The sequence below is a fragment of the Candidatus Uabimicrobium amorphum genome, from assembly GCF_009002475.1.
GTDB lineage: Bacteria > Planctomycetota > Uabimicrobiia > Uabimicrobiales > Uabimicrobiaceae > Uabimicrobium > Uabimicrobium amorphum.
In genome coordinates this window covers 8,131,852-8,150,982 of the sequence record NZ_AP019860.1, presented here as the reverse complement: position 1 = coordinate 8,150,982, position 19,131 = coordinate 8,131,852, and the positions used below count along the sequence as shown (strand labels likewise).

Here is a 19,131-nt window from a genome sequence, read left to right as displayed (position 1 = left end):
AGGGCATCTACTCTATTTTACCAATCGCCGTCTTCGAAATCACCTTCTTCTAAATCTCCGAATTCATCGTCAGATGAATCTCCAGAATCTCCAGCATCTTCAGAAGAGTCTGCGTCATCAAAAGATTCTTCGGTATCTTCAAAAGAATCTCCTGCATCGTCAAAAGTTTCCTCTTCCGAAGCAGAATCACCTGTGCCTTCATCAACGTCTTCAAAAGAATCCGATGATTCCATGTCTTCAAAAGAATCTTCTTCCGAAGCAGAGTCTCCAGAAGAGTCAACATCCTCTAAAGAGTCAGAAGAGTCAACATCTTCAAAAGAGTCCGATGATTCCATGTCTTCGAAAGAGTCTTCTTCAGAGGTAGAGTCTTCAAATGTTTCTTCCTCCGATGTGGAGTCTTCAGAGGTAGAACTCACTGTGGTTTCTTCTTCTACTTCTTCCATTACTGGTTCATTTGAAGAGGAAGCACTTGTATTGTCGGAGCTACCCATGTCTACCGTGCTATCTTCAAAGTCGTTCGCATCTTCATTCATGTCGTTGGTGTCGTTTGTTTCCCAGTTGGTGTCGTTGAGGCTTGTTGCCTCTTCGTCGTTTCCTAGTAAAGAATCGCCTTCGTTTTCAGGGGCTAATTCTTCGGATTCTTCGTTGCTATTCTCATCACTAGCATCGTTTACAGTGTTGTCATCAATAGTGCTGTTTGTATTGTTTTCTTCTTCGTTTATTTGTTGTGTATTGTTATTTTCATCGTTTGTTGGTGCTGTAGATGTGCATGAAATCATTACAGCGCACATAACGGTAAATAAAACGATTCGTATCATTTTCTATCCCTTCATTTAGATATATTTCGTAAAACCTTTGTTGCATAAGCGCGTGGGAAAAAACAAAGCATGCTTGTTTCCACGAACTAGTTATAGTAACTCGCAACACAAAATTTTGGCACAAAGTAAAAGTTACGCATAGAGTTTATCTTGATGGTAACTAGCTGTCAAACATTTTGTAAGTCATGATTGTTTATATATTATACAAAAAAAATTTCACGACCTTGTAATTGTTATGTCATCGTTTCAACATATTTTTATCATTGTTTTGCGGTGAAAAATCAAGTGTTGTATATTTTACTCTTTATGAAAATATTTAAGATTGTTTTGATAAGGCGCAAACAGACAGACGAATACAGTGATAATGTTATTTTTTATGAGTCTTGATATTTTAAAACTTTCATAGTACACTTATCGTTACGCAAGTAGCAAATCTTAGTACGAAACATTTCAATCTCGGATGAATAATATGGCAAAAATAGAACGACTAAATAAAAGAGTAAAAGAACTAGCATCGAAAATCATTTTATATCGTTTAAGTGATCCACGTATCAAGCGTATCACTGTATTAAGAGCAAAATTTTCTCCTGATCTTCGTTATTGCACGGTTTATGTGTCGATATTGGGATCTAAATCGCAAGTACGAACGGCACTACGTGGTTTACAACATGCGCGTGGTTACATACAAAGACAAATCGCTGAGCGCTTATCTTTACGCTACGCCCCGACGATTAAAATCGAGCACGACGAAGGATTAGAACAACAACAGGAAATGACAAATATTATCGACAAAGTCAGAGAAGAAGACAAAGAGTATAATCCTGATACAGAAGAAGTCGAAGAACCGATTTCCACAGAGGGAGAAAGCGAAGAGTCTCTTTCCGATGAACCTCAAGATTCTGGAGACGACCCAGAAAAAAGTTAATATTTGAACTTACATACTCTGCAACTCCAATATCTCTCTAGAGAGCATCCTTTTTCCAATAGTTTTTGCGAGTCTGTCAAATGAACACAATATTTATTCGTCGTAAGGTCGATGGTTCAATTAAAGGACCTATTGCGATAGATTTTGCTTTTGAGCAGCTAAAACAACAACAGTCTTTTTCTGCATATCAAGTTTCTGAAGATCAATCACAGTGGCATGAAGCACAGACTTTTTTCCAAATGTACATGCAGCAAATTTTGAAAGAAACAAAACGTCTTTCGATGTCGCAAAAAATGTCGGCAAATCGCATGGGAAAGTATATCTTAAAATCGGAACTGGGTCGTGGAGGGATGGGAGTTGTTTACCTCGCTTATGATCCGGAGTTTGATCGCAAGTGTGCTATTAAAGTACTTTTGAGTAGTACCAATGCTCGTGCAAATAAAAGATTCATGATAGAAGCACGCGCAATGGCGCGTTTACAGCATAAAAATATTGCCAATATCTACGATATACAAGAGCATCCAAAGCGTTACTTTGCGATGGAATATGTCGAAGGATCTACTCTAAAAGAAACATTGGAGAACAAGCACATAACCCTAAACAAAAAATTGCAAATTTTTTGTCAAATTTGCGATGGTGTGGCATACGCACATCGCAATAAGATCATTCATCGCGACTTGAAGCCCATCAACATTCTGCTTGATAAAAACAACGTCCCCAAGATTTTGGATTTTGGTATTGCGAAACAAGTGAGCAATGAAACCGAAATCACTAAAACAGGTGAGATTATCGGTACACCAAAATATTTGGCTCCCGAAGTCATAAAGGGCGGTAAAGCGTCTTTCAAAAGTGATTTGTACTCCCTAGCGGTTATTTTCTATGAAATACTAACGGGTAATAGCCCGTTTGTGGGAGACAGCGCTTTAGAAATCATGTACGCTATTTCGATCCAAACTCCCCCTGTCCCAAGTGAAGTCAATTCTAAAGTACCTATAGAACTAGATTTGTTGTGCATGAAATGTTTGGACAAAGATCCAGAACATCGTCTCCAAAGCGTTGCTTTTTTACGCAAAGAAATAGAACGCTTTCTAAACAATAAACCAATTTTGACAAAGAAGTTCTCTTATGTGTATCGTGCCAAAAAATGGGTGTTGCGTAACCCATACCAAACGGTCTTAGGTATTACTCTAATGGCGGTTTGTGTGATACTCAGTTTTGCTTGGGGTTACACGGAGATGATGTTGGGAATCGCTGAAGAAGAGCACCGACAAGCACATTACGAGTTGATGGATGCACGATTCGAAGCTGCGGAAAATCTAATTAAAAATTCGAATTTTTATGATGCGTTTCATAAACTAGGAGAAGTGTACAACGATCAACAAAAGTTTTCGCAGAGAGAATACATTCACAAGGCAAACTTTTTACTGAAATACTCTATCCTTCCGTCTTTACCTCAGGTGCGCGTGTATCCAAAATCTGAAATGCATATCCATATGTCTCCTTTAGAGATGTATTTTTATAGCTGTGTGAAAAACACTCTATATTTGTGGAAAAATGTGCGAGCAAAAACATCACTGCAAATAAACGATTGTTGGTGGAAAATACCAGTAAAAAATGCCGATGTCGTGATTTTATTCACGAGCGATGCGCGCTACTTAGTTGTTTATAACAAGAAATACATTGAGGTTTTTGACACATTTCATAAAAAAGAAATTTTTTCTTTACACCGACAACGGAATATTGGATATGTGCAAATCGCGAATAATGGTAAATACATTGCCTATGCACACACCAATACTTCAGGAACAAAAGAAGTTATTCTTTACGAAATAGAGTCGCGGAAAGCGCATGTGGTCAATAAAGGAGGCCTAAGGCCGCAAGGAGTGTTGTTTTCATCTGACAGCAAATGGCTATTGCGCCTGGGAGTTCACGAAAATGTAGGGACGAAGTATGAAATTACCATATACAATGTTAGAAATCATCGCTACGTAACAGAAGTGACATACACATCTCCCCGAATTAAATTTTCGCAAAACAATGACATTTTGTACGTAAACAATCGTAGGATCGCAGATCTTACCAAGGAAATACCCAGGATCATACCACCGGAAAAAACAGCTCTAAAACACTTGGAGACAGATAAAGATTACTTGGTTTTGGAAAATGTAAGAATTTACCAACAAAGTGGTAAGATTATCTATTATGACGAATTGAGCAATACGAAAACTCAATTTCCGTTGGAGATGCCCGAAGTACAGTTTGATTTTTCGCATTCGTTTTTGTTAGGGAAATCGCCAAAAGGTGTTGCGTTGTGGTCCACAGATAGTAATCAACTTTGCTATTACTATCGCGATGAAAAGCAACCGCACTTGAGCTTTATACCACGGTCAAATACATTTTATGTAAACTCTGGGGATCGTGTCAAAGTGTATGAGTTGTTTGGCGGCGTAAAAAATATCGATTTTCTTGAAAAAACAGTCAAGTCTCGCGACAAAACCTTGCGTATTCAGTTTGGAGAAAATAAAGAGCAACACGTTGTGGTCGATAGTTCAAATGCGGCTTTAAAACAAATAAAAAAGCAAGTGAAAAACAAGGAAAGTTTGCTATTCTCGACGATCAATATCTACAATGAACATCGGGCTTTATGTAACGAAAACTTCATCGCTGTATTGGCGAAAGGATCTATTATAATCTACGATCGCAAAACGGATAAACGGTTTTATTTCATTTTGCCAGGATCACGATTTATCACAGCAGGTATCGATGAAGAACAACTTTACTATATACGGCGCGATCATTTGGGACTACTTTTGGGAAAAATTAGTCTGCAACAACTACTAGTGAGCAGTAAAAGTGATATTGTTGGCCGGGAAAGACGTCTGGCACAAGATGGTTATACGAGTTCTAAACTCGTTTTTTATAAAGAAAACATAATTACAAACCGCAGGGATTCTTTGGTGATATTCGATAAGAATTTACAAAAGCGCAGTGAATTGAAAATGATGAGGTTTCAAGACTTCACTAGGCACAACGATCGCATATATTTAACGCGTGATAGCTCGATTCATGTTTGTCAAATTCAGGAAAATGAATTGGAGAAGGTTAAGAGTTACAATTTACCTGCTTCTGATATGAGACAAATAACAATAAGTTCTGGGGGAGATTACATTGCAATTGCAAACCGCAGGGGACAGCATATTCTACTTGGCCAAATAAAAAATGACCAAATCGTTCATCTAAAGAAAATCCATGGCGGTAATAATCGCCTTTTACTCTTTCATCCGCAAAGGCCCATTTTGGCCATATTTGATACAGATGAAATTACACTATACGACTGTGAAAAAGATTATCGTTGTCTATACCGCAAAGGATTGGCTCTTGGGAGAATTGTCACATTTGACCCTCAGTGGGAATTTCTTGTAACAGAAATGCCCCAAGGTTTGGGGGTAAATTTGTTCCCCATGAAAGCAAAGCAAGAAAATTATCAAGACTTCATAAACACATATAAAATTCCCACACAAGAAATTTTTGATTACTAGGCAAAAAACGCATGAAAAACATACGCAATAAACTTTCGGATATACCGCTGACACCGGGAGTATATCAATTTACCAACAAAGAAGGCAATACCATTTATATCGGTAAGTCTATTTGTTTACGTTCGCGCATTAATAGTTATATGCACAAATCAAAATCGCTAGATAGTGCGTATGAAAAACGTCGACAATTGCTGCGAAGAGAAATGCGCGATGTGCAAATTCATCCAACACCTACGGAATTATTGGCACTTTTACTCGAAGATAAGATGATTAAAGATTACCTGCCTCGTTACAATGTTCGCCAAAAGAAGTTTCGCAGCTACTGTTATTTGCAATTGAGTGAAGGTACTTTTCCAAAAATGGAAATTCTCGAAGATTATCGCGAAGGGTGTTTTGGTCCATTTAAAGATAAATTTTTTGTGGAAAACATCGAAAGATTTGCATGTGAACACTTTGCCTTTTGTCGTTGTGCACACACAAAACGCAAATGTTGCTATTACGATATGAAATATTGTAAAGCGCCACATAAGTATAAAACGGCAGCAAAAAAATACCCGCAAAGTATTGCCAAAACAATTCAATTTCTCCAAGGACAAGACCGCGAAATTGTCAAAAAATTGGAAAAAAACATGCACGAATATGCGCAAAATTTGCAGTTTGAAAAAGCGGAAAAAGTGAAGAACGATTATTTTCTGGCAAAGTATATGGTGGAAAGACATAAATTCTGTGGCGATTTTATGTATCGCTACTTGGTGATTTGGGAAAATAACGAATACACATATACTTTTTTCCAAGGGCACTTACTCGACTTTGCACGAAGACATATTGCACAAGAAGATCTTGTTTTTCCGAAAGCGAAACGCGCCGAACGCGATCGCTTTCATTTTGACCGCGCCGGAGTAATATTTGAGTGGATAAAACGTCAGACCAATGTCGAATATTGTTTTTTTACCGTAGAGTAACCAATGAATCTTGATCATAGCCAGAAATATATTTTTACGTTAAGTGACGTTTTCTCTGTCGAAGAGTGTAAAAAATATATTGATAAAATCAATGACAATAATCCTAAATTAGCGCCACTAAATACGCTACAGGGGAGTCGTTTTAAACCTCAGGTACGTAACAACGAACGCATTATTTTTGACGATGTACCGCTCGCCAAAGATTTGTTCGGACGTATTCAAGACAAAGTTCCCCGTGAAATTCACGGTGCAAAACTCTGTGGCGTGAACGAACGCTTTCGTGGTTATCGTTACAAAAAAGATATGCACTTCGCTCCACATGCCGATGGTGCATTTTTTCGCAATGATCACGAGCGAAGTTATTACACTTTTCTGATTTATCTCAATGAAAACTTCAAAGGCGGAAACACCACGTTTATTGTCGAACCCGAAGTTTCCATCCCACCACAAACCGGAATGGCACTGTTTTTCCAGCACCCACTCATCCACGAGGGGCAGGTAGTTGTTTCCGGTATCAAGTACGTGCTACGAAGCGATGTAATGTATTGCACTGTATAAAATCGCTACTCTTGACCATATTCTATATTTACCTCCATTTTTGTGGTTATCTTTACCTTGAGGCTTCCTTGCGGGAATTCGTCTTTTTCTAGTATGCTTAGTTTGGTAGGCAAGCCATTCTGTGTGTAGACATCACCTGTTTTGCGTGGAGCGTCGAAAGAAAAAACAGCATTTGGCGAAGGCGTGTTGTCATCCGTTCCTTCAAAAATTACTTTCGTAGGATTTTCTGCCAAAAAGATTTTGGCAATGTCAATATCAACTGGATCGCCTGTAGAAAAACTTTTTTCTGCAAGTAGTTGTTGTTTGTCTTCGGTGGCGTTAAACAAAATCCGCGGCATGGTTAAGTTACGAAGTAAACGTTGTTGACGTTGGCTCAAAGGATTGTCATTTTCATCTATCATAAGCGGTGGTTTTCTACCAAAAATGAATTTACTTTGTGGTGGAATACTATCCACTATTCTTTTTTCACCAGCACGTCGTGTGGTCGCTTCAAATTTGTGACATATTACCTGTAAATGCGTAATCACTCCCTGGTATTTACCCAGAACTACATAGGTGACATTGCCGTCGATGATTAGTTGATCGTCGTGTTCGACTTCCGGCGGAATAATGTCTATATCTGAAACTTTTTTTATTGTTTCTGTACAAGTAAAGTCTAGTTCAGGCATGGCATAGTCCATGGTGAATTGTTGTTGTGCGGTAAATGAAGTTTTCTTTTCTGGAGATGAGGTTTTCTTTTCTGGAGATGAGGTGTTCTTTTCTGGGAATGTTTGATTTTGCGTTGCGTCATACCCACTCAGTTTTTCTTCCATTTTCGAGAATGGGTCCTCAGGTGTTTCGGTAACGTTATTTTCTATTTGTTTTTGCGGCGCGGCTGTGCAGCCCAGTATCAAGATAATTATGCAAAGTGCAATGAGTTTGTTCATGAATGGATTCCTCGTTGTTGTTGATCATTGGTTATGCAAGCGCAGCAATACAATTACTACGCTTGTCTCATGAGCGCGTACCACCACCATTCCATTTGTATCTGTTATTGTTTAATGGATGGTAGTCCATGCATCGCGAAAGTTATTGTTCCGCATCGAAGATAAAATATACGAAACATCTTGTTTATCGAGCATGAATATTTTTCCGAATCGAGCGTTACTTCGACATTTCCTTCAGGATGTCGTTTGGTAAATGTAGCGTTTATTCTTCGCTAACGGCACTTTTTTCAAGGTTAGCACAGATGTTTTGTAGTGTTTTCATTTCCTGGAGAAAGTAAGAGATGATCGTGTGTGGATCACTAATAATCTTCCGATCGCTATTAATCGCTAAATTTAGCATATTGTTGTAGCTTGTAAAACTAAAAGCGAGTGAACAAAACGATATCGGGACCCAAAACGCAAATTCTTGCATGGGAATTTCCGCAACGGAGATTTGTTTTTCAAATCCCGTCATGTTGGTGATTAGGACACTGACTTTCTTTGATTGAAAAGCCTGGGTTTGACGACGTACACTTTTGGGAAACATACTCGAAACAGCGAATGCTGCTCCCATGAGCATTAACTGAGAGGAATCTTGAGGTTTGGAAATCAAGTTTTTGATTTTGTAGATTCTCTCTAAAGGGTTGGCTAAGTCGGTCGGTAAATCTATGGCAAAAAATCCAATACGATTTTTTATGCGACCATCTTGCTTTTTGCGAACATCTACCGCTTCGATGGAACGAATGGTTTTGTCCTGTATATTTTCTCCTTGTTCGAGTGAGTATTTCCGCAAAGCTCCGGCGATACAGGAAAGAGCGATGTGGTTAATGGTGCAATTGAGTAAACGCGTCATTTCTTTGGCTTCCGATAGCTGAATTGTCGGACTCCACACGCAGCATTTCTCGATACCCAATTTACCTTTTAATCGCCCGTGGTGATCTTCGGGTAAAGTCATCATATCTAGTAACGAATTGGCGAGTCCTAAACCTTTTTTCATGTAGTGAAAACTGTAAAAGGGAATATCTGCCAAGCTTTTTCCCCCACGTGTTAGATTTCCCACCGTGCTAAAAGCCTTTTGTACCAAGGTTTGTTTTAAAGATAAGTTTTTACCGGGAAGTTGCTTATGGGCTTTGTGTTTTTCGAGTTTACCAATCAGGGATAGCAATATTCTGCGTAAGGCAACACCATCGGCATAGGCATGATGAATACACGCGACAATTGCTTTCTGATTGTTGTAGTTTTCAATGAAATGAAATTTCCAGCGCGGTCGTTTTTCATCAAGAGGAGTGGCCATTACGTTACCAATATATTCTTCCAGTTCTGGCTTTAAAGCTGGTTCGGGAAGATGCGCATATTCAAAATGATTATTGAGACTGAATTCCGGGTCTTCTTCCCAGTATGCCGTGCCAACAGCATCGACAATGCGTCGTGAGAAATTACCAAAATGAATGAAGTAGTCACCTATTAGTCTTTCAAAATCTTCGAAGCGAAAGTTATCCTTGAAAACCATTAATATGACTACCTGCATAAGGCTATCGGGAAAATCGTATTTTAAAAATACGCGATCAAAGCCTTTTAATTGTTTACCTTTTTCGAATAAATTGAACATCGCTTCTCCTATCGTTTTCGAACTTTTCTAGACAAATTCCAAACGTTTTGCATCATTTTACTTATCTTATCTTGTACTTCTTTTACCATATTTGGCAATAAATTTGTATTTTGTGGAGATACATATAAACTGCTTTGCACCAGAAACTTTGCATAGGAGGTGGCAATAGCGGGATCATCGTTTTGCATTTCTTGCTTCAAGGTTTGCGCATTGCGCGTTTCACTAATAACAATAGATGAAATATGTGGGGCGTGGCGCGTTTTTTCCAGAAGGCGTACCAGTGAGAACGGGTCTCGATTGCTATCGTCAATAATAATTAAATCGGCGTTGTCGTCTATCGCTCTGTCCGTTTCTATTTCCGGAAATATTAGGTTGTGTGACGCACTAAGTAGGTGATATATTTCCTTTTGTAAGGCTGTGTCTTTCGTATAAATGTGGATATTAAATGATGGCATAAAGCCCAACAACATTTTTAAATCTTCTATGATACGAAAAAATACCGGAACATACACCAGTGTTAAAAATGTCGAAATAGCCAAGCCAAAAATAATTGCCCAGGCAAAACCTTCCCAATAAACACTACCAGAAAGTGCCAAGGGGAGTAAACTACAAATGGTAGTTATTGAGGTGGTGAATATAGGTTTTAAACGCTGCTCGGCAGCTTCGACTAAGATGGTGGTGTATTTTTCCCAATTCGATACTAGGCTTTGTTTATCTTTTCTTATTCTAGCATTGGAGAAATCCACCAAAATAATCGCATCGTTGACGACAATTCCCAGCAAGCTAATAAATCCAAGCATTGACATAAATGCTAGAGAGAAACCCATCGCCGCAAGTCCAAAAACCGCACCTGCAATGGCCAGCGGCAGAATCATGATGATGATAATCGGCTGAAATAAACTGTTGAATTCGGAAGAGAGAATGATGAATATGAGCAAAAAGGCAAATATCACCGCCAAATTGAGAGAGTTGGCGAGTTTTTCCATTTCTTTGCGTTCGCCTTCTATGGCGATTTTAATTCCTGTGGGCAATTGCCAATCCGCGATTATTTTTTCGAATTCTTTCACTATTTTCTCGGGTAAAACTCCACTTTGTGTATCGCAGAGAATGCTTGCTGACCAGCGCTGATTCCAACGATTGATGCGGCTTTTTTCCAATTTTAAGTCGATTTTGGCAATTTGATCAAAGGGAATTTTTTCGCTAGTTAAGCGCGAAGTAAAGTACAGTTCCTTGATGTTTGCGAAGTTCTTGCGATCTTCTTCTCGCAAACGAACAATGACATCTATTTCGTCGTCACCCGCGCGAAAACTCGTGGCTTTTTTCCCAGAAAAAGCGGTGTGAATATCCGTAGAGATGTCCACGTGTTTTAAGCCAATGCGATTTAAGCGATATGAGTCGGTGGATAGGCCAATTTTGTAGGTTGTGCTTCCCAAGTCGTCTCTGACACTACGTGTTCCGGGAATGTCTTCTAGTGTTTTTTTGACATCTTTGGTTACGCGCTTGATGACCGACAAGTTGTCACCTGTTACTCGAATAACAATTGGTGCAGGAAGAGGTTTTCCATAACGAAATGGTCGCACGCGCACATCGGCCTCAAAAATTTTGTCGTTAAGTTGTTGTTTGACGGCATCGATCATTTGCAGTGTAGAACGTGCTTTTCTATCTGGCAATGTGTGGTGTAAAGTAACGATGATTTCCAAAAAACTGGTGTCGGTGGGTTGTTTGTCTCCCACTTCGTTTACATAAAATTTCGGAGCACCATTGCCGAGAAATGACGAAAACTTTTCTATTTCGGGGTATTTTTGCCTGTTTAAAAGTACCTCCTCGATTCTCCGTGCGGTATTTTCACATTTTTCTAAAGTACCTCCTTCTGGGAGGTAGGCGTTGATAATGAATTGTGGACGATCAGACATGGGAAATAGTTCTTTGCCCATTTTTTCCGCAACCACCATGCTACCTGCAATTAAAACAAGTGCTAGGAAAGAGAAAAAGTAACGACTTTTTAAACAAAATTGAATAAAACTTTGGTATTTGCGCGACAAAAAGGGAGATTTGTTTGATTTTACTTTTCCCGCCTCGATATTTGCCTTTTGGCATAACCATAGATAGAGAATGGGGGTGAGAGTTAGTGCGGTAAAAAGTGAGCAAATAAGAGTGGTGATCACAACAATGGGAATAGAGCGTACGTAAGCTCCCGTGTCCCCGGGTAACAGCATTAATGGAATAAAAGCGGCGATTGTCGTTAAAGTCCCAGAGGTAATGGAGGGAGCAACTTCCGCAATTGCCGTGGCGAATGTTTCGAGCATCCCTTGGTTAGAAACTGTGAGGTGGTGGTGGATGTTTTCGATAACGACAATCGAGTTGTCGACTAGTAATCCCAATGCAATGACAAACGAAGCGATGGATATTTGTTGCAACTTTAGTCCAAAGGAGTAGATGAAAAACAATGCGACGATGACTGTGAAGGGGATAGACAACGAAACGGTAATGGATTCGCGAAAGCCAAGAAACAAAAATAAAATGACAATAACACACGCCATACCCATGAGTAAATTAACATAGAGATCATAAAGTTTAAAACGCACGTGTCGTCCTTGGTCTATGGACAAATGCATATTTATATTTTTGGGTAAATCTTTCTTGAAAGATTGCAGACTGTTTTTGATATTCTCTTGTAGTTTGAGCACGTTGTATCTATCTTTTATATTTATGGCTAAAGCGATACCAGGTGTACCGTTGTAACGCACTTTATACCTTTGGTCTTTGTGGCCGTATTTGATTTCGGCGATATCTTTCACATATATTGGATTTCCTTGTAGACTAAAGTCAATCACTACGTCCTCAATTTGGCGTATATTTTTAAATTCTCCTTGGGTTTGAATCAGAAAGTTTTCGCGGCGAATTTTGACTGTTCCGCCAGCGCCGAGATCGTTTTGTGCAGACAGCGCGTTGAACACTCTAGCTAATGGAATTTTGAATTTCGAAATTTTATCTAAGTCGAGAGAAACATACACGGCTTTGTCCAGCTCACCGCGGATTTCTGCGGAGGCAACCCCTGGTAAATCGAGGCAAATGTACTTAAATTTTTTGATAAAAATTTCCAAGTCGCGTAGGTTGTACTCATTGCTCGTTATCACCGCGACGATGGGATAGTTTTTCGCCATGTCGTCAAAAATAACGGGTTCTGTTGTTTCGGCAGGTAGTTGTGGGCGGATTTCGGCAATTTTTTCTTTAACGTCTTCAATACTTTCTGAAATATTTGAGTTATAATCAAACTGGATGTCAAACAGTGCAAAATCGTTTTTGGCAATACTGGTAACCTCTTCTACACTGTCTATTTCCAGCACCTCTTCTTCCACAACTTTGCACACCAGCTTATCTATTTTGGTAGGGTCAGCACCAGGGAAAGGAATCACCACTCTGACAAAGGCAACTTTTAGTGAGGGGTCTTCCTGACGTGGGATTTGGATAAAAGACAGTATACCCACGAGAATAACGCTGCCAAATACCAACACAAATATTTTGCGAAAAGCGAGAAGTGTTAGAAAAAAACGCATACTAGTTTTCCTCCTGTTTACGGATCGCAACGACAAGCTCGTTTTCACTGACGTAATGATGTCCGACGTGAACGAGCCAATCGTCGACAAACAGGCCATTTTCTACTTGCACTAGGTTATCACTTAAGTCACCCATTTTTATATTACGACGAATGATACGTGGGTTTTTAATGTCATCACTCACGAGAAAAACGTAATCGCCAGCCGCGTCGTGTTGAATGCACTGTGGGGGAATAAAAATACCCGTTGTTGGTTTTTCTACGTCAATGTGCGCGGTGGCGAACATTCCACCGCGAATGGACAGATCTTTGTTCGGTATGAGAATTTCCACTTGGAAAGTTTTGGCGATAACATCGGCATTTGCAGCAACGTAACTAATTTTTCCCTTGACGCTTTTGCCTACGGAAGGAATATCTACGTTGACCGTGAGTCCTTTCTTTACTTCAAGTATTTGCGTTTCTGGAACAGAAACACTCAGTTTCACTTGGTAAAAATCTTCGACAGTTACAACGCGTTTTGCGGGAACAGCGTACTCACCCGTTTCTATACCATAGTAACTAATCACACCGCGAATCGGGGAAAAAATTTGCAGGTATTTTAAATTTTGCGCAGCAATGTCTACTTCTACTTCTGCCAAAGCGACCTTGTGGCTAACGGCGATAATGTCTTCTTCGCGGGCACCTTTCTCTACGAGTTGCAGTTCTTTCTGTGCAATTTGCACATTTTCAAAAGCCACTTCAGCATCGGTTTTGTACCTCTCAAGATCGAGAGAAGAAAGTATGCTGGATCGTCCCAATTCTATTTGTTTTTCATAATAGCGCTTGGCAAAATCATACGACTTTGCTGCCGCTTTTAACCTAAATTTTGCTACCTTTAACTCTTCAGGACGTGCCTCAGCCTTAATGCGCACCAAGTTGCTGGTGGCAATGTTGAGATTTTCTTGCGCACGTTGCTTTTGTAGTTGGAAATCTTGTGGTTCTAGAGTGGCAAGTAATTGTTTCTCTTTTACCATGTCACCACGTGCCACATGGGTATTTTTTATTACCCCGGAAATGCGAAAAGCAAGATCTACGGTGGTCGCTGGTTGTGTAGTTCCTGTTGCTTTGATGGACATTTGCATTTCTTTGGCTTTGACTTGCCTACATTCTACTTTGCGAACGCGTGGGCCCGTGGATTTTTGCTGTTCTTCGCAACCCAAACAGCAAAGTATCATAAAAACTAGGTAGTGTATATTACGCATATTGCGAATCCTTAATATGCTTAAGGCTGTTTCTGAAAACACCTTGACAAATAGTTTTGGTCCAGTAAAATCCCTAACACAAACAATGAGAAGCTGTTATTAGGATTAAAAGCATGGATGAAGTAAAAAAGTATGTTTATAAGGTATTTACTGATGTTACCAAATATCCGTTAGAAATACTTGATGAAAATGCACATTTCGATGAGGATTTGGGTATCAACAGTGGCAAACAACAACAAATATTTGATTATTTTATCAACAAATATTTTCCTGGTAATAGCGATATTTTTGATGAGGTGCACACCATCAAGGATGTTATTGCTACGATTATAAAGCACAAACAGCAACCCTCTACGCAACAACCCGAGCAAAAAGTGGCCGTGGTACGAAATCGCCATAGCGTATTAGGGGAAGCTTTGTGTCAGAAACTACGAGAGAACAATATACGTATCATCACTTCTAGTGAAAAGACGACAAATGTTGACTTTTTCATTGCCAATCCATATACATATCCTGGAAAAACGCTAAGTGACTTGCAACCCAATGATTGGGAAGATGCGTTTATGCAAGAGGTAGTGAGTCTTCAACAAGAACTTATGGAAATAGCGCCGCGAATGATCCATGGTAAAATTTTAACCTTCTCCTCTATCGCGATCGATAAATTTACAGCAAACTGTAGTTTGCTGAGTGCGATTCATCGCTCTGTGGAAACCTTAACCCGTTACCTTTGTGTAGAACTAGCTTCTTACCATATACAGGTAAACTGTATTGCGACGAAAATTTTACACGAAAATGAAGCGATTGGAGAACTAGATAGTTTTGTATACGAAATGCTTAGAGACGAAACGTGGTTTATTAACGGCAGTGTAATTACTGCTGATGAAGGAGCTAGTTTATGCTGATAAACTTACATGATTCTTCCGCCAATGATCTCAAAGAAATATTGCTGCAAGTTTTTAGTGAGGTAACTAGATATCCGCGTGACATTTTAACTTTAGATGCCGATTTCGAAGAGGAACTTGGCATCGATTCTGTAAAGCTTAGTGAAGTTTTCGCGGTTCTCCAACAACGGTATCCGTCTTTGGAGGAACATCGTGTATCACAACAAAAGTTTAAGAATTTACGTGAAGTAATCAACGCGATGACTTTGACATTTACAGAAAACAATGACAAAAGCGTTGCTGTAGAGAGCACCGTGACGCATAGTCCACCAGCAGCGAAGATCGAAAAAGAAGTTCGCGAAGTCTTTAGTGCTGTGACTAGGTACCCCTTAGACATTTTAACACTTGACGCCGACTTTGAGGAAGAGTTGGGCATTGATTCTGTAAAACTGAGCGAAGTTTTTTCCATCCTACAGCAACAATTTCCCGCACTTAGTGAATTAGATATCTCAAAAAAGAAGTTCACAAACTTACGCCAAATAATATCAGAAATGCAAATTTTACAACACATACCTACCGATAAAGCTCTACCAACAATCACCGCGACACCCCCTCGCAAAACACTGCCATTCACCGAAAATAGCTCTTCTACCTTTAAAGGTCAAATTGCTTTTATTAGTGGTTCGGGAAGGGGCATTGGTAAAGAAATTGCTTTGCACCTTTTGAAAAACGGGGCGACGGTCATTATCAATAGCTTTCATTCGCGCACCGCTGGTGAAGATTTGGTAAAAGAATTAAAGCAGCAAGGCCGAAAAGTTCACCATGTATGGGGATCTTTTGCTAATCCTCAACATATAACGCGCATGTTCGCGGAAGTAGAAGCGGTGTTTGGCGGTGTTGATATCTTTATTCACAATGCTTCTAATGGAATTCTTGCACGCGTGGATCAAATTACCACAAAAGAGTGGCAGAAAGCATATCGCACAAATGTCATTGGATTTCACCAAGGAGCGATGCATGCGGCGAAGATGATGCGGCAAAATGGTGGTGGCAAAATAATGACATTGTCTTCGCCTGGAACACAAGGTTATATCGAGTACTTTTCGTGTATCGCCACGGTGAAGGCCGCGGTAGAATCTTTAGTGAAATCGATGGCTGCGGAGTGGAAACCTTGGAATATCTCTGTCAATTGTCTCTCGGTAGGGGCGGTGTACGGACACTTGCTGCACAAATTTCCCGAAAGTGAACAATTAATTCCCTTTTGGGAGTCTCTAACGACTTCTGGGAAGCTGTGCACGGCGCAAGATGTGGCAAAGATGGTTGCGTGGATACTTTGTCGTAAATCTCTGAGCGGAAGCATTGTAAATATGGACGGTGGTAGTTCTGTTTACACGTACGTGAATAGGATGGTGAAGGATGAAAAATAAGAAAATCTATGCTATCTTTGCGGTATTGACTGTTATTACTTTGCACTATAGCTTTGTTTTTTACGTGAACAACACGATATACAATCGCAGTGTTTCTTTTGCAGAAGTAAAGGCAATGGATACTTTCAGTTATCTCAAAGCCAATAAAAAAAAGTTAGAGAAAGTACTCCAGGGAAGCGAAGAAATCACACCATTTACCGAAGTGGATGCCTTTGACGAAAATGCGATGAGTTGGTCGAATATTTTTGGGCAATACATTATTGGGGCGGCGGTGTTTGATGCCAATAATGATGGTCGCCTTGATGTTTATTTTTGTCAAGATGGAGAAAACTGGACACGCGCAACAGATCAAGATGCTGTTTTGCACAACAAGCCACGTTATCAGCATAATGGGTTGTATCTCAATTTAAAAAACGATGCCGATGGTAACCCGGTATTTGCAGAAGTGAGTCAGTTGTGCAAAAACTCCTCTTATGTTGCGGAGGAATTGCTGGTGGAGAACTTTTTGTTTCCCCGACAAAGTGTTTTCGATTCTATGGAGAGAGTTGCGCGGAAGTCGTATACGGCAATTGCTGCCGATTTTAACAATGACGGCCGCACAGATTTGCTCGTGGGGAACAGCTCGCCAGGTATGCCGTGGTCCCACCCCAAAACACAACGCGTTCTTTCGCAAGTCATTCGACCCGTTGGACGCCAAGAGAAGACTTCTAAACTCCCTCTCGCGGCCCAAGGAATGTATTTTGTCCACCATGAAGCACGTGACAATACACACGACAAACGCGAAAGTAGTCGTGGAGAAGAATACTACGCGGCAAATTGCCTATTTCTCAATATGGGAGACAAGGACGGAGATGGACTTCCCGAGTGGAAAGACTATAGTCGCGAAGCCAATATTGAAGGGCAACGCGTTACCCCGTCTTTTGCCATTGCCGACATAGATCTCGATGGAGACCTGGATGTTTATGAAGCAAATGTCATGGATATCGATTTTTGGCCAGGTGGAGCGACATCATGGGCGGGAGCTGAAAATCGTTTGTACATAAATCAATTGGTTCCTACAGGAGAGTTTAAATTCTTAGAGCAAGCGGCAGCGATGGGGGTTGATGGTGTTTTTGACAGCGACTATCCGATGCCATACTACTACAAATTAAAACGTTTACCGCTTGTGGCCGACGAATATTCGATTGCTCTACAAAACTATGTACCGTACCATCCTCCGCTACTAAAAATAAATGGGCAAACCGCAGAAAACGCTGAAATATCATGGGCAAGTGTTTTTCAAGATGTCAATGGCGATGGTTATCCTGATCTGTGGGTGGCAAATGATTTAGGATATTTACGTCTATACATAAATCATGGTGGTAAACGCTTTGAGTCTGTGCAGCATGCGCGTTCGCAGCGCAGTGGTATGTGGATGACTTTTGCGCCTGGGGATTACAATGGTGACTTAAAAGAAGATTTGTTTGCCGGTAACATGGGGGGAGCCGTACTCAATATTGGTTTAACTGTGCCCAATCCCCGGGAAATGTTTACACCGATTATCTCTAACAGTCTAGCATTTATGCAAGTATTTGGCGATTCACACAATGCTTCGCATGGATTATTTAATGGCGTTGGTGCCAATAAACTATTGCAAAATACCGTGTGGCACTCCAAAGTTTTACCTCCTGACACATCGTATCCGAATAACGTACGCGCAGTGGTGACCAAATACTCAAAACATCAGTTCAAGATGAATAGTCTTGATCCTTATGAGTTTGCGTGGGGGTCGACTTGCTTCGATGTACAAAATGATGGCAAATTGGATATGTATTATCTTGGTTGTTTGTTTGGTCGTGGGGGAGGAGTTTTGTCTATATTGGGAACGGGACCCGGAAGACTACTGGTGAATGTGAGTAAAAATTCCAATAGCCTAGAATTTGCTGACTTAACCGCGGAACATCACGTTTTTAATATCGAGGAATTACAGTACGACAAGCTACAGACACAGGGCTATATTTATCGTCGTTCTCCATTGCAAAATTGGAAAAAGCGCGACTGGGTTTACAGCTATGATCGCAGTACGTGGGCGGTACAGGGACCGGATATTCAAGAAAAAGTGGCAAATCACGATATGATTCAACTCGCAGAAAACGGACGCACAGCGCTTGCCGCAGATTTTAACAATGATGGTTTTCTCGATTTGTTACTGCGTAATATAGGAGGGTACGATAGTCGACTCTCTACATCTAAAAATCTAAAATTTCGCGATGGTGACGAGGTAAAAGTATTGCCGGCCCATGACTACAATTTTCCCACATGTACGAACTTTGAACCAGGAGCTTCGCGATTATTCATAAATGGATACCGAAAGAATAATTGGCTAAAGGTGAAGCTAGTGGATGATAGTCAACAGTCTTTTAACCGCGATGCAATTGGCGCACGTGTGGTGGTAAATCGCAAGTTACTGCGCGTCAAACGAGCGGGGCAGGGAAGTTTTGCGGCAAATGCACTGCAAGATTTGCATTTTGGTTTAGGCAGTACCACCGCCACTCACATTGAGATCACATGGCCTGACCGAAAGCAAACCAAACAGCAATTGTCGCTAGCGAACCTCAAAAACGACATCGTTGTCATTTCGAAAACACGAGGAATTCTTTCAAGGTAAACG

General features: G+C 40.3%; 12 protein-coding genes. 7 read left to right on the top strand and 5 right to left on the bottom strand.

Annotated elements, in window-relative coordinates; all coding sequences use genetic code 11:
* Positions 1-17: 17 nt before the first annotated feature.
* On the bottom strand, positions 18-818 hold the full coding sequence (locus tag UABAM_RS28600; protein ID WP_151971408.1) for a hypothetical protein: 801 nt from the start codon (positions 816-818) through the stop codon (positions 18-20).
* Between the two features lie 469 nt (positions 819-1,287).
* Here UABAM_RS28600 and rbfA point away from each other — a divergent pair, with 469 nt between their 5' ends.
* The 4 genes from rbfA to UABAM_RS28580 all read left to right on the top strand — a co-directional run bounded on the left by rbfA (position 1,288) and on the right by UABAM_RS28580 (position 6,802).
* Positions 1,288-1,743, top strand: coding sequence for a 30S ribosome-binding factor RbfA (gene rbfA, locus UABAM_RS28595; protein ID WP_173013632.1), 456 nt, complete (start codon positions 1,288-1,290; stop codon positions 1,741-1,743).
* 80 nt (positions 1,744-1,823) lie between these two features.
* Positions 1,824-5,282 (top strand): serine/threonine-protein kinase, encoded by a 3,459-nt coding sequence (locus UABAM_RS28590; RefSeq protein WP_151971406.1) that lies wholly within the window; start codon positions 1,824-1,826, stop codon positions 5,280-5,282.
* Positions 5,283-5,293: 11 nt separating this feature from the next.
* The gene (locus UABAM_RS28585) at positions 5,294-6,244 is read left to right on the top strand and encodes a GIY-YIG nuclease family protein (protein WP_151971405.1); all 951 of its coding nucleotides are present in this window, start codon (positions 5,294-5,296) and stop codon (positions 6,242-6,244) included.
* 3 nt (positions 6,245-6,247) lie between these two features.
* Positions 6,248-6,802 carry a 2OG-Fe(II) oxygenase gene (locus tag UABAM_RS28580; protein WP_151971404.1) on the top strand — a complete coding sequence of 185 codons (555 nt, stop codon included), beginning with the start codon at positions 6,248-6,250 and terminating at the stop codon, positions 6,800-6,802.
* A 5-nt stretch (positions 6,803-6,807) separates the two neighbouring features.
* Here UABAM_RS28580 and UABAM_RS28575 read toward each other — a convergent pair whose 3' ends face one another.
* From UABAM_RS28575 to UABAM_RS28560, 4 genes are all read right to left on the bottom strand, one after another.
* Positions 6,808-7,728 (bottom strand): hypothetical protein, encoded by a 921-nt coding sequence (locus UABAM_RS28575; RefSeq protein ID WP_151971403.1) that lies wholly within the window; start codon positions 7,726-7,728, stop codon positions 6,808-6,810.
* Between the two features lie 262 nt (positions 7,729-7,990).
* Entirely contained in the window at positions 7,991-9,376 is a 1,386-nt protein-coding gene (locus UABAM_RS28570; RefSeq protein WP_151971402.1) for a WS/DGAT domain-containing protein, read from the bottom strand.
* Between the two features lie 8 nt (positions 9,377-9,384).
* Entirely contained in the window at positions 9,385-12,933 is a 3,549-nt protein-coding gene (locus tag UABAM_RS28565) for an efflux RND transporter permease subunit (protein WP_173013631.1), read from the bottom strand.
* 1 nt (position 12,934) lies between these two features.
* Entirely contained in the window at positions 12,935-14,173 is a 1,239-nt protein-coding gene (locus UABAM_RS28560) for an efflux RND transporter periplasmic adaptor subunit (RefSeq protein WP_151971400.1), read from the bottom strand.
* A 113-nt stretch (positions 14,174-14,286) separates the two neighbouring features.
* Between UABAM_RS28560 and UABAM_RS28555 the strand changes: the two genes are divergently transcribed.
* Genes UABAM_RS28555 through UABAM_RS28545 form a run of 3 tightly spaced genes read left to right on the top strand, consistent with a single transcriptional unit; the run spans position 14,287 to position 19,128 of the window.
* The gene (locus UABAM_RS28555; RefSeq protein WP_151971399.1) at positions 14,287-15,075 is read left to right on the top strand and encodes an SDR family oxidoreductase; all 789 of its coding nucleotides are present in this window, start codon (positions 14,287-14,289) and stop codon (positions 15,073-15,075) included.
* The gene (locus tag UABAM_RS28550) at positions 15,069-16,481 is read left to right on the top strand and encodes an SDR family oxidoreductase (protein ID WP_151971398.1); all 1,413 of its coding nucleotides are present in this window, start codon (positions 15,069-15,071) and stop codon (positions 16,479-16,481) included. Before UABAM_RS28555 ends, UABAM_RS28550 begins: the two co-directional genes overlap by 7 nt.
* Positions 16,471-19,128: a CRTAC1 family protein gene (locus UABAM_RS28545; RefSeq protein ID WP_151971397.1), complete on the top strand. Its 2,658-nt coding sequence runs from the start codon at positions 16,471-16,473 to the stop codon at positions 19,126-19,128. The genes UABAM_RS28550 and UABAM_RS28545 overlap by 11 nt, the downstream gene beginning before the upstream one ends.
* The last annotated feature ends 3 nt before the right edge of the window (positions 19,129-19,131 follow it).

Coding starts and splice junctions, on each gene's coding strand:
- UABAM_RS28600 (WP_151971408.1), bottom strand. CDS start 818: ATGATACGAATCGTTTTATTTACCGTTATGTGCGCTGTAATGATTTCA.
- rbfA (WP_173013632.1), top strand. CDS start 1,288: ATGGCAAAAATAGAACGACTAAATAAAAGAGTAAAAGAACTAGCATCG.
- UABAM_RS28590 (WP_151971406.1), top strand. CDS start 1,824: ATGAACACAATATTTATTCGTCGTAAGGTCGATGGTTCAATTAAAGGA.
- UABAM_RS28585 (WP_151971405.1), top strand. CDS start 5,294: ATGAAAAACATACGCAATAAACTTTCGGATATACCGCTGACACCGGGA.
- UABAM_RS28580 (WP_151971404.1), top strand. CDS start 6,248: ATGAATCTTGATCATAGCCAGAAATATATTTTTACGTTAAGTGACGTT.
- UABAM_RS28575 (WP_151971403.1), bottom strand. CDS start 7,728: ATGAACAAACTCATTGCACTTTGCATAATTATCTTGATACTGGGCTGC.
- UABAM_RS28570 (WP_151971402.1), bottom strand. CDS start 9,376: ATGTTCAATTTATTCGAAAAAGGTAAACAATTAAAAGGCTTTGATCGC.
- UABAM_RS28565 (WP_173013631.1), bottom strand. CDS start 12,933: ATGCGTTTTTTTCTAACACTTCTCGCTTTTCGCAAAATATTTGTGTTG.
- UABAM_RS28560 (WP_151971400.1), bottom strand. CDS start 14,173: ATGCGTAATATACACTACCTAGTTTTTATGATACTTTGCTGTTTGGGT.
- UABAM_RS28555 (WP_151971399.1), top strand. CDS start 14,287: ATGGATGAAGTAAAAAAGTATGTTTATAAGGTATTTACTGATGTTACC.
- UABAM_RS28550 (WP_151971398.1), top strand. CDS start 15,069: ATGCTGATAAACTTACATGATTCTTCCGCCAATGATCTCAAAGAAATA.
- UABAM_RS28545 (WP_151971397.1), top strand. CDS start 16,471: ATGAAAAATAAGAAAATCTATGCTATCTTTGCGGTATTGACTGTTATT.